Here is a 12,508-nt window from a genome sequence, read left to right on the forward strand (position 1 = left end):
ACCGCCGTGGTTTAAAGTCTGGGCTTACCGCTTATAAGCATAAAGCGTATAATTTATTATACTGTATTTAATTTTATAGCATATATTTTGGGTTTTAAAACGTAGAAAGGTATATATATTGATACGGTGGATTAAACTTTTTACACTTTTACGTCGTTTTAGCTTAGCGTTTGCATGCCAGCGTTGAAAGGTTTTGGTAAATTAAGTCGCGTCAAAATAAGAGTACTTCATCATGTCCTATCAGCATTTTTATACCAGATTCCTCAAAGCAAATGAGGGCAAGCAACATTATGCGTGCCACAGTCATTATTTTTGGCCAGACTGTACTCGTGAGGCCATGCTTCAATACTGGGATGATAGTGCCCGCTACGTTGATGCAAAATGGGGCTACTTTTTTGACACACTCGTTCCCGAATTACAAAGCAAGATAAGTGAAATCATCGGAACTAGCGCGCCACAACAGCTGGTGTTTGCATCTAATACCCATGAGTTACTGTATCGCATAATGAGCTGCTTAGACTACTCTCGCGACGTGACCATTGTATCCACAGATAGCGAATTCCATAGCTTTCAGCGACAAGTCACCCGCATGAATGAAAAAGACAATATTAATCTTATCAGCGTGCCCACCCAGCCTTTCGATACCTTTAGCGCACGTTTTAAAGCTGCTATTAGTGAGCATCAGCCAGATCTGGTGTTCTTTAGTCATGTGTTTTTTAATTCAGGCTACGTGGTAGATGACGTAGACAGTATCGTTGCTAGTGTCACTAATGACGATACGCTAATCGTGGTAGACGGTTACCATGGGTTTATGGCAAAGCCTACAAACCTTAAACATATAGAAGATAGAGTTTTTTATTTATCAGGAAGCTACAAATACGCGCAAGCAGGAGAGGGGGCGTGTTTTGCTCACGTTCCTACAGGCTGCACATTGCGCCCTGTCTACACTGGTTGGTTTGCCGAATTTGGTACGTTAGATAAGCCTCGTTCGGGGGAGGTTCAGTACAGTACCGACGGCATGCGGTTTGCCGGCGCCACGATGGACTTTACTGCGCTGTACCGTCTGCGTGCAGTACTAGAGTTGTTTGAAGCGCATCACCTCAGTGTCGAGAAAATTGATGAGCACGTAATGGGCATGCAGCGTCACTTTTTAGCGAAGCTAGATGCAAGCGGCCACACACACATAAACCGGCAGGCGTTAGTAGTTAAAGATGACAACGTACGAGGACATTTTCTGACCTTTGAATGTGACACTGCCGATGAAACCCAGCAGTTAGCGAATGCGTTAAAAGCGCAGAATATACTCACCGATTATCGAGGTAATCGATTGCGCTTTGGATTTGGCCTATACCATACGCCAAACTATGTAGATTTGACCGCCCTGAGTAAGGTGTAACGCACGATTTGATGGCGTCCTTTTCCCTCAACGGTTACCCTTATAAACTTGCTCACAGCGCAGTATCTAAGTTTGCCAATTAAAGTTGCTAGCTGAATTCGCTAAAGAAAGGAGAGGGAAATGTCATGGTTTTTACCTGCACTGGCGATGGTGCTTATTATTGAGGGAATTGGGCCATTGCTATTTCCCAACAAATGGCGCAATTACTTGCTGCAAATAAGCCAGCAGCCCAGTAATCAACTTCGTCAAATAGGTGGTGTGTTGGTTATTTTTGGTACACTGCTACTCCTGTTTTTTTCGTAGATGAATGAGCACTTTAATAAAATTATAAGAAAGACGGTTTTAATTCTATTGACCGTTTGTTCAGTTTCTCCCGCTTGCGAATAAAAAACGTTATCCGTTAACCCTTTATAAAATATAGGGTTAGTGGGGTTTGCATCTTGCTTTATGAGTGCGTTGAAGAAATATCCTCACACCAAAGGGCGCTCTGTGACGCATTTTTGTTCGAAAAATAGATGATCCTTTGCGTAGAATTTTGTAGAATCCCCGCCTAATTTTTTAACACATATGATTCATGGCAAAGAACGTTGTGGTACTCGGCACTCAATGGGGTGACGAGGGTAAAGGAAAGGTCGTAGACCTACTCACTGATCGCGCAAAATATGTGGTTCGCTACCAAGGCGGACACAACGCAGGTCACACTCTAGTAATCGACGGTGAAAAAACCGTTCTTCACTTAATCCCATCAGGCATCTTACGTGACAACGTTACCTGCATAATTGGTAATGGTGTTGTGTTAAGCCCAGACGCACTTATGAAAGAAGTCACTATGCTAGAAGAGCGTGGTGTACCTGTGCGTGAGCGTTTGAAAATTAGTGAAGCTTGTCCTCTCATTCTGCCTTATCACGTAGCACTTGATATTGCTCGTGAAAAGGCGCGAGGCGCTAAAGCCATCGGTACAACCGGTCGCGGCATTGGTCCAGCTTACGAAGACAAAGTGGCTCGTCGCGGTCTTCGCGTGGGTGATTTGTTTAATGCTGAAGACTTTGCTGCCAAGCTAAAAGAAGTGCTAGATGTGCATAACTTTACGTTGACTCAATATTACGGTGAAGAAGCTGTCGATTTTGATGAGACGTTGAAAGGCGCGATGGAAGTTGCCGATATTCTTAAAGCAATGGTTATTGATGTTACCGACGAACTTGATAAAGCCGACAAAAACGGTTTGCCAATCATGTTTGAAGGCGCTCAAGGTACGCTGCTTGATATTGACCACGGTACCTATCCTTATGTTACTTCGTCTAACACTACCGTAGGCGGTGTGGCAACAGGTGCAGGCTTTGGTCCGTTGAAGCTTGATTACGTGCTAGGTATTGTAAAAGCCTACACAACCCGAGTTGGTTCTGGTCCATTCCCTACAGAGCTAGATTGTGAAGTCGGTCAGCACTTAGGTGTTAAAGGTCATGAGTTCGGTGCAACGACAGGTCGTAAGCGTCGCACAGGTTGGTTTGACGCTGTGGCCATGAAACGCGCAGTGCAGATTAACTCTATCACAGGTTTCTGCCTGACCAAGCTTGATGTACTTGACGGTTTGGAGTCGCTTCAAATTTGTGTAGGCTACAAAGACGCTGACGGTAATGTGAAAGACGTACCGCCTATGGCAGCTGATGGCTACGATAAGATAACACCGGTATACGAAGAAATGCCGGGTTGGTCTGACAACACCTATGGTGTGACAGAGTTTGAAGGCTTGCCGCAAGCAGCGAAAAACTACATTAAACGCTTAGAAGCGTTAACAGGTGTGCCAATCGATATCGTATCAACAGGCCCAGACAGAAATGAGACTATCGTGCTACGTCATCCTTATGATGCGTAACGCAGCGCAATGTAATGTAAAACGACGTTAGCTGTTTTATGCCCCAGCCGTTCTATAGCTAAGCCGATACATCAAAAAAACCTAGCCTTTGCTAGGTTTTTTTATGCGCGAAACAAAGTAGATAACATTGACATAATTGTCTAAGCAGCCCTAAAACCACCATAAAAATGCGCTGCAAAGGGCAAAAAGCGCTGATCACGCGCTAATCACGGGCTAATAAAATACGGCAACGAGCGAATATTAATAAACAATTTAGTTGCGTTGCAGCAGAACATACCTATTAATAGAGTACAGAAAGCCGACTTTTTTCGAGCTGACAACGCCAGCGGAGCCTTCATATGCCAACTAGACCTACTCTTCATGCTATCGAACCGGGTATGTGCTTTATCGACAATGTTAAAAAGCTAAACGCTAGCTATCGCACCGGAAAGACACAATCTCTCGACTGGCGGAAAAATCAGTTGTTGGCGTTAAAGCGCATGTTAGAAGACAATCAAGAGGCCTTGTTAGAGGCTCTTAAAGCGGATTTGGGCAAATGTGAAACCGAGGCCATGGTTGCCGAACAAGGCTTTTTGTTATCCGATATCGATCACACTCTTAAGCATTTAGACAAATGGGTTAAGCCTCGCAAGGTGTCTACTCCCATGGTCGCGTGGCCAGGTAAAAGCTTTCAGCAGCCGGAGTCACTAGGCACTGTGCTCATCATTGGTGCCTGGAACTATCCGTTACAGCTATTGCTAGCGCCTTATATTGCCGCACTGGCGGCGGGTAACTGCGCCGTATTGAAGCCCTCAGAGCTCTCAGCAGAAACCTCCGCGCTGGTGGCAAAGCTCATCCCTCAATATATGGATGTGTCTTGTGTGGAGGTGATAGAGGGCGGTAAAGAAGAGGCAACCGCCTTACTTGCCTGTAAGTGGGATCATATCTTCTATACTGGCGGTGAAGCTGTAGGCAAAATTGTGATGAGCGCAGCAGCCCGTCACCTAACTCCGGTTACCCTTGAACTCGGCGGAAAAAGCCCGTGCTTTGTCGATAAAAATACAAACTTAAAGGTTACTGCCAGACGCATTGTCTGGGGTAAGTGGATGAACGCAGGGCAAACCTGTGTAGCCCCAGATTACATTATTGTTGAAAAGGGTTTCGAGCAGCCGCTGATCGACGCCATTAGAAAAGAGCTTAAAAAGCAATATGGTAAATCGGCACTTACCTCGCCAGATTACGGCAATATTATCAATAAACGCCATTTAAGCCGTTTACGCAGTTATTTAGATAACGTGAATGTGGTGTATGGCGGTGAGTTTGATGAGGAGCGCCCGGCGATGGTGCCCACCTTAGTGCTCGAGCCAAGCCTTGATAGTGCTATTATGCAAGAAGAGATCTTTGGCCCTATCTTACCCATTGTTACCGTACCGTCGTTAGACGATGGTATTGCGCTGGTGAATGATGGCGCTAAACCCCTTGCTTTATATGCTTTTAGCGACAGCGACGAGGTGCTCGATCGTATAATAAGTGCCACTAGCTCCGGTAGCGTATGTACAAACGACACCATGTTATTTATGACCAACCCGGAACTTCCCTTTGGCGGTGTTGGTAATAGCGGTATGGGCAGTTATCATGGCCGTGCAGGGTTCGATACCTTTAGCCATTTGAAGACAGTAATGAAGCGGTCATTCGCGTTAGATGTCCCCTTTAGATACGCGCCGTTTTCCAAGTTTAAACTGTCGCTACTCAAGAAATTTTTATAATAGGACGTTTGATGACACAGCCCTTTCACTTAGCTATTCCAGTAACAAACTTAGACGATGCCAATCGATTTTATGGCGAACTGCTTGGCTGTGAAAAGGGGCGTAGCGACACTCAGTGGATAGACTGGAACTTCTTTGGTCATCAGCTTGTTACTCACTGCGTAAATGAAATGCCCTCGCCACCTTCCTACAATGGCGTAGACGATCATGCAGTGCCTGTGCCTCATTTTGGCGTGGTGCTAACAATGAGGGTATGGCAGGCACTAGCAGAAAAGGTAGAGGCGGCTAATATTGAGTTTATTGTTGCCCCATACATTCGCTTTAAGGGAAAGCCTGGAGAGCAGGCCACCATGTTTTTTAAAGACCCTTTCGGCAATGCGTTAGAATTTAAAGCGTTTGCCGACATCAATCAGCTGTTTGCCTCGTAGCTCGTAGCTCAAAGCTTAAAGCTCAGGCTCATTGCTTAACGCTTGATGCGCTACACTCAACGCTCTGGCAGCACACCCTCTGTGTAGTGACATTACCAAGGTAATGTCACTCTCACTCCATTTTCTTCTAGCGAGTCAAACCAAGTAAGTCGAAAGTAAACGAGTCTCAACCAGACGAATAAAAAACAAGCGAGTATAAATAATCGTGCAGAAAGTTCTTATTCTAGTCGATGTGCAAAATGTCTATTACACCTGCCGTCAGGCGTACAAACGCAACTTTAACTACAATCGCTTTTGGCAGCGAATTAACGCTAATAGCGATATTGTCAATGCATTCGCCTATGCAATAGATAAGGGCGATAACAAACAGCGGGAATTTCAAAATATACTTCGCGCTATTGGCTTTGATGTAAAGCTAAAGCCTTTTATTCAACGTGCCGATGGGTCAGCCAAAGGCGATTGGGATGTTGGCATTACCGTTGATGCACTGCAATACGCCGACCATGTCGATGAGGTGGTGCTGGTATCGGGCGATGGCGACTTTGATATACTCGTGGAGGCACTGAAGGCCAAGGGCAAAAAAGTGTCTGTATATGGTGTGCCGGCGTTAACGGCAGAAAGCCTGCAAAAAGCGGCATCCGAGTATATACCCATCGATGCCGCACTTTTACTCTAGGGTTTTAGCAATTTCTCCGCGCTTTTAGTAAGGGGCGGCAACGATGCTTTTTCCTCGGCCGCTGGCCTCTGATGCTGCATCAATGCCCGCGTTAGTTCGCTTAATAAGGTGTACATCACCAAAGCGTCGGTTATCAATGATATACCCCATGCTTTCTAGGTTTTTCAACGTGTCGACGTTAAAACCATCGTGTATTCTAATGGTGTCTTTCGGCAATAGTTGGTGATGAAAACGGGGCGCATTAACGGCATCTTCGGCGCTCATGTCATAAAGCAATACATTCAATAACGACTGCGCTACCGATGAAATGATGGTGGTTCCCCCTGGAGAGCCGGTCACCAGCATCACGTCATTGCCTTTTTTCACCAAAGTTGGCGTCATTGAAGACAACATACGCTTGTAAGGTTCAATAGCATTCGCCTCACCGCCTACCGCGCCAAAAAAGTTGGGCACGCCTGGCTTGGCACTAAAGTCATCCATTTCGTCGTTCAGTAAGAAGCCAGCCCCGCTAACCACCACACCGCTACCAAAGGTCAGGTTGATGGTGGTGGTATTAGCAATGGCATTGCCCCATTTATCCATAATAGAAAAGTGGGTGGTATCTTCGCTTTCAGGAAGGCCAGGCTTAATCGTGATGGTTTCTGAAATGGTATCTGGTTGAATATCCTTTGCCCGCGCCGCAATATATTGTGGCTGTGTAAGGGCGGCAACAGGTACGCTTACAAAGTCTGGGTCGCCCAAGTATTCAGCCCTATCGGCAAATACACGCTTACCCATTTCCGACATGATGTGAATGTATTCGCTGCTGTTGTGATCTGGCAATTCGTGTTGCGCCGTGTAGGCCTCAAGCATACCAATCCACTGCGCTACAGCAACACCGCCTGAGCTTGGCGGCGGGGCAGTCACTAACTCATATCCCTGCCAGCTCAATTGCAGCGGCTTTCTCCACACTGCTTTATAGGCCGCTAGGTCGTCGTGGGTAATTAACCCCTTATTCTGCTTCATAAAATCCACAATAAGGTTAGCTACATCGCCTGAGTAAAAGCCTTCTTTGCCTTTTAATTGTATGGTTCTTAACGTGGCCGCTAATTCCGGTTGTTTGAATACGGTATTGGTTTTGGCCTGTTGAAAATAATTTGCGAAATTACTATTGATACCATTATCTTGAGTGCGGGCGATGTAGTTTGAAATATTATTAGCCAGCTTTTCATGCACAACAAAACCATCCTCAGCTAATTGTACTGCAGGCGCCAGTAAACGTTCCCAGCTAAGCGTTCCATACTTTTCATGGGCGGCCCACATTCCTGCAACCGTGCCCGGAATACCGGAAGCTTTTGCACCAAAAAGCGATTCGAAAGGTTTTACGTCACCGTTATCGTCTAAATACATATCGCGGTGAGCCTGTTGAGGCGCCATTTCCCGATAATCGAGAAAGTCGGTAGTATCTTCAAACTTAATGGTCATAAACCCACCGCCACCAATATTGCCTGCCTCGGGCAAGGTGACTGCCAATACAAATTGTGCAGTAATCGCGGCGTCAATAGCGTTGCCGCCGTCTTGTAATACTGCCATTGCAGCATCGGCACTGTAGCTATCTGGCATGGCAACAGCCTGTTGTGCCAACGTGCCGTTAGTATTTCTATTGCCGTGCTGGCCAGCATCAGAAGAAGCCGTATAAGTGCAGCCTGCGCCTAACAACATTACGCCCAGAAGTATTGCCGCGTTTAGCATCCAGGCAATCGGCATTATTCGTCCAGTCATGTATAGCTCCTTTTTAATGCAAAAATGGGGTTTACCCAATCATGATGACGCTTGCAATGAAGTACGCAATGAGCGTAAGTACACCGGCGAAAAGCGCATAAGGTATTTGTGTTTTAACGTGGGTGAGTACATCACACCCTGCTGCGAGAGACGAAACGGCTGTGGTATCTGAAATAGGAGAGCAATGATCCCCAAAAATACCGCCACCCAAAATAGCGGCAATAACCAGTGAAGGGGGGAGCCCTAAACTTTGTATTAGCGGCACGCCAATAGGAATCAGTATGGCAAAAGTACCCCACGAGGTGCCCGTGGTAAAAGACATCACGCCACCGGCAATAAATAGCATTGGCACAATAAACACAATGGGAAGGTATTCACCCACCACGCCAGCAACAAACACACCTGTTCCCAAGTCTTTTAAGCTATTACCTAGGGTAAGAGAGAGCAGCACAATGGTAACCAATGGAAGAAGCTCTCCCATACCTTTAAAGCCTATATCTACGGCTTCTTTATGGGTGAATCGTTTGTGAAACAACAGCAAGAAATAGGCAACAGCCGTAGCTAGCGCTGTGGCGTAAAGTACAGACTTACTGCCACTTCCTTGTGAAAGCACGCCGTTACCAGTCCAAAACATAAAGCCCACCATGCTAAATACCATTACCAGTAGCGGCGCTATCATAAAGCGCGCTTTGGTAGCCGGTTCAGAGTGCTGCGTCACGTCGATATGAGAAAGCGCGTTTTCTTCTTCTCGCATTGGGCCGTGTACTTTGTCGGCGGATATGGTGTAGGCGACAATAAGCAGGGTAAAAATGGCGTAGAAATTAAATACAACGCTGCCCCACAAAATAGAGGCAGAAGAGGCGGGCAGTTCGTAGGCATCTAGCAGGCTTAATATAAACGCGCCCCAGCCGTTAAGGAGTATTAATATACAAACTGGCGCGCTGGTAGAGTCAATAATATAGGCAAGGCGAGCGCGGCTCATCCCAAATCTATCGTATAAACCTCTGGCAAATATACCGGCAGTCAGCACACTTAAATTCGATTCGATAAACACTGCAATTCCGGTAAACATGGTAAGCCCACCCACTTGTTTTCGAGTTTTGGCCACGCCTTTGCCAACCAAAAAATTAACGGTAGCGGTAACGCCGCCAGAATCACGTATAAAGGCGAGTAGTGCACCAACTAATACTGAAAATAATAATACCCTTGTGTTACTTGGGGTAGAGGCTGTGCCAACCACTCTTTCAATGGCATTTACTGGCGCAAGATAAGTGCCGCTTAAATCTGTATTGACCAATATCAGCGTTTCCGCGCAAAGCACAGCAAGGGCCAGCGCGAGAATGACCTCTTTTTTCCAAAATACAACGGCAATAGCCACAATTGGGGGGATGACTGACATCCAATCCATACTACTTTCCAAATCTAAACGTATTGACTCAGCGCCAGAGGAGCGCTCATTAACGTGACTAACTCGCAGAGAAACTGCGTATTTAGCGGTGATCAGAGCAGTTCGCGTTCTGCTAGCTTCCTGATTTATAGTAGCGTACCGTATTGTGTGCGTTGTTACCAAGGATTAGATAAACATTGTCATTCTTCACATTTAAAAAAGTTGAAAGCCCCGTCATAAAATCATTTCGTTCACCTTCTTTTGCGTTAACGCTGTTCAGCAAAAGTGTATTGTGCCTTGGGCTATTTGCTTGTGGGGCTGTGTCTTGTTTCGCATCTGATCACTTAGCGAGTTTTGCACCTGCTTTTGAAACTGGCATTACCACTCATGTTGCGCCTAGCAGCACCAAGGCTGAACTCAGTGATGCTGAGTTTAAAAAAGCCAAGTTGATGATAGGGCAAAAAATGATGTTAGATTTTCGCTACTTTTGCCAAGACGATACACCATCTAAGCAATGCAGAACGCCTGTTACGGAAATGCCACAGCCATTACTAAATTTACTCAGTAGTGAAAATATTGGTGGCGTCATACTTTTCTCCGAAAATATTATCAATGCAAAGCAGCTTGTAACGCTCAATTACGAGCTGCAGGCGAGCATGCGAACGGCGGGAAAAGAAGCCCTCTTTATTGCCGTTGATCAAGAAGGCGGGAGGGTGGCACGGTTACCTACCACTATAATACCTGCATTTGCGGGTAACCTGGCTATTGGGGCGTCTGCGCATCAACATGGTAATGCGTTTGCTAGCAACATTGGGGAGCACATAGGCAGAACATTGCTGCCGCTGGGAATAAATACTAACTTCGCCCCTTCGGTTGATATTAATAGCGAACCTAACAACCCCGTTATTAACGTTCGTAGCTTTGGTGAAAGTCCTGAACAAACCGCAGAACTTGGTGAAGCCTTTGTGTCGGCTATGCAAAAGGCAGGTGTACTAAGCGCGCTTAAACATTTTCCTGGTCATGGAGATACTCGCATAGACAGTCATTCGGGACTACCGCGAGTTGACCATTCGCTTAAACAAGCACAGTCTGGCGATTTACTCCCATTCGCTAATATTATTAATAGCGACACACCGCCAGCCATGGTGATGAGTGCACATATTCAATATCCATCCCTAGACAACACCACTATCAAAAACAAACAAGGCGAACTACAAATTGTGCCGGCCACCTTATCTAAGCGCATCTTAACCGACATTTTGCGCAACCGTTTAGGCTTCGATGGACTCATTGTCACCGACGCGTTGGATATGGCGGGCATATCACAATTTTTTACAGAAGAAGAGGCGGTGATGATGGCCTTTGACGCTGGTGCAGACATTGCGCTTATGCCATATACCATTCGCAATCCACAAGACATAGAGTCGTTTAAAGCCATGCTAAATAGGCTTGCAATGCGAACGGTGAAAGATAAGCCAAAGATGGAACGGTTAACAGCGTCACACCAACGGGTGTTGCGCATGAAGTTACATCATCAGTTAGGCCGGTATGTGAGTAAACCTATGTCGTGGTGGCTTAATGAAGCACAGGCGAACACCGGTGAGACTACTCCACGCAGTGACAAGGTTATCCCAAAATCGAAAGGTAAAGCAGCAGGCTTCTTAGAAGGGAATACGCAAGAGAATGCAAAAGAGAGCGCAGCAAAGAACGCAGATAAAAACGTAAGAGATAATTCAAAAATCGCTGCAGAAAATCAGGCTAATGCGACCAAAAACGAAAATGCTAGTGCACTGTATTTAAAAGGAAAACAAATCGAGAAAGCGCTTTCTGAGTCGTCTGTCACCTTACTGTTTGGAAAAAGTAAACTTCCCGTTAAAGCAATGAAGTGGGTAGCGCTCATGCCAGACGCAGCGCGATGTCTAGCCCTTGAAGACGCCGTACTCTCTGTCGACACTGCTGCTCAGTACGCGTGTTTGCCGCTCATCGAGCTGCCGAATAAAGGGTTAGTATCGCGGTTAATCAAGCAATCTGATGCACTCATTGTGGGTGATATTACGCCGCTTCACGCCAACTATGAGCTTGGTGGGTTAGATCAAGCCTCGCAACTCGCAAATAGGGCCAGTGGAGCGCAGTTAAACGCCTTTGGCGCATATGCAATGAAGCTGGCAAGGTCGCACGGCAAAACAGTAATTTTTGCTGCAATGAGAATGCCTTACACCGCTAAGGCGGCAATGGACTATGCAGATATCGGCATTGCAACTTATGACTATGCAGTAACAGTTTTACAAGCGTCGAAACAGTCGAATGCTTCACAAGACAATGCACTGGAGAAAAATGTGCTAATCGATATCGACAATGATGAACCTGGCACAAAGGTGTCTAGTCAGAGTCTTCAAACCTTGATGAAAGTGCTTAGCGGAAAACTTGTTCCAAAAGGAAAATCGCCAGTTAGCTGGCAACAATAGTTACGCTTGTATCTTTGATGTTACGTGCCAAAGAAATATAAATGCTGGGGCTAGTATTAGGGTTGATAGAAAGTAAAAAAGAGGTCGCAGGCAAAGTGAAAACCAGGTGAAAAAAGCGAGTGTTAGATCAATTGTGTGGATATAAAGACCCGTAAATTACTACCCAAACATTGAGCCAAGCACTAAGCTAAACACTGAGGAAAAATACATAAATAAACACGCTGAAATTAGTTAAAAATAAACGGTACGTTAGTACTCACTAATTAGCTTTTTAACAAGGCTAAAATGTTATCTCAAGCTGAAAGATTAGCAGGGTTTTTAGTGAAAACGTTATCAGCAATTTGCGCTATTTTCGTTTACTTTTTTTGTGCTGACAGACAACGAATAAAGCTGAAAACAAGACAATAAACCAAGGAATAAACCAAGCGCTCTCTGTCAGTTTATGCCACCTAATAGTATGTGTTGTCATAGTATGTGTTGTCATGCACCAATCTGCTAATAATTCTGAATTATAAAACTTGGATAAGTACTGATTCTCTCAAGCTGTTCCTTAAGTTAAGTCCCAATTCACGCTCAAAATATACGTCAGCAACTCTCAACGAATACACAAGCAACATTCAAAATATTCCTTTAACCAAGGTTAAACCTAACACTCTTTAAATTAAAGTGTGAGTGCTTACTATTCTCTAAATGTCCATTTAGATAAACTGCTTGTTACTGATTTACACATGGCGTTAACCGCCAGTGTGCTTATAAACACTCACGCTGTAGCAGATA

The 12,508-nt window shown here is 45.4% G+C and carries 9 protein-coding genes; 7 read left to right on the forward strand and 2 right to left on the reverse strand.

Translation table 11 applies throughout. The annotated features are described in order from the left end of the window. Window positions 1-232: 232 nt before the first annotated feature. The 6 genes from ACOJR9_RS02390 to ACOJR9_RS02415 all read left to right on the forward strand — a co-directional run bounded on the left by ACOJR9_RS02390 (window position 233) and on the right by ACOJR9_RS02415 (window position 6,118). Window positions 233-1,396: an aminotransferase class V-fold PLP-dependent enzyme gene (locus ACOJR9_RS02390; protein ID WP_420934823.1), complete on the forward strand. Its 1,164-nt coding sequence runs from the start codon at window positions 233-235 to the stop codon at window positions 1,394-1,396. A 120-nt stretch (window positions 1,397-1,516) separates the two neighbouring features. Further along, complete coding sequence (locus tag ACOJR9_RS02395; protein ID WP_032095425.1) at window positions 1,517-1,699, forward strand: DUF2065 domain-containing protein; 183 nt, start codon at window positions 1,517-1,519, stop codon at window positions 1,697-1,699. Between the two features lie 271 nt (window positions 1,700-1,970). Beyond that, a complete protein-coding gene (locus tag ACOJR9_RS02400) occupies window positions 1,971-3,269 on the forward strand; it encodes an adenylosuccinate synthase (RefSeq protein ID WP_420934824.1) in 1,299 nt (432 codons plus the stop codon). 338 nt (window positions 3,270-3,607) lie between these two features. Further along, window positions 3,608-5,014: an aldehyde dehydrogenase family protein gene (locus tag ACOJR9_RS02405; RefSeq protein WP_420934825.1), complete on the forward strand. Its 1,407-nt coding sequence runs from the start codon at window positions 3,608-3,610 to the stop codon at window positions 5,012-5,014. An 11-nt stretch (window positions 5,015-5,025) separates the two neighbouring features. After that, entirely contained in the window at window positions 5,026-5,442 is a 417-nt protein-coding gene (locus tag ACOJR9_RS02410; protein ID WP_420934826.1) for a VOC family protein, read from the forward strand. Window positions 5,443-5,647: 205 nt separating this feature from the next. Next, window positions 5,648-6,118, forward strand: coding sequence for an NYN domain-containing protein (locus ACOJR9_RS02415; RefSeq protein WP_420934827.1), 471 nt, complete (start codon window positions 5,648-5,650; stop codon window positions 6,116-6,118). A 24-nt stretch (window positions 6,119-6,142) separates the two neighbouring features. Here the strand turns inward: ACOJR9_RS02415 and ggt are convergent, their stop codons facing one another. Both ggt and ACOJR9_RS02425 read right to left on the reverse strand, forming a co-directional pair. Continuing rightward, window positions 6,143-7,879 carry a gamma-glutamyltransferase gene (gene ggt / locus ACOJR9_RS02420; protein WP_420934828.1) on the reverse strand — a complete coding sequence of 579 codons (1,737 nt, stop codon included), beginning with the start codon at window positions 7,877-7,879 and terminating at the stop codon, window positions 6,143-6,145. Between the two features lie 31 nt (window positions 7,880-7,910). After that, window positions 7,911-9,287 (reverse strand): Na+/H+ antiporter NhaC family protein, encoded by a 1,377-nt coding sequence (locus tag ACOJR9_RS02425; RefSeq protein ID WP_420934829.1) that lies wholly within the window; start codon window positions 9,285-9,287, stop codon window positions 7,911-7,913. 299 nt (window positions 9,288-9,586) lie between these two features. Between ACOJR9_RS02425 and ACOJR9_RS02430 the strand changes: the two genes are divergently transcribed. After that, a complete protein-coding gene (locus ACOJR9_RS02430) occupies window positions 9,587-11,731 on the forward strand; it encodes a glycoside hydrolase family 3 N-terminal domain-containing protein (RefSeq protein ID WP_420934830.1) in 2,145 nt (714 codons plus the stop codon). Window positions 11,732-12,508 lie beyond the last annotated feature (777 nt).

This window comes from Alteromonas ulvae (assembly GCF_048987005.1).
Classification (GTDB): domain Bacteria; phylum Pseudomonadota; class Gammaproteobacteria; order Enterobacterales; family Alteromonadaceae; genus Alteromonas.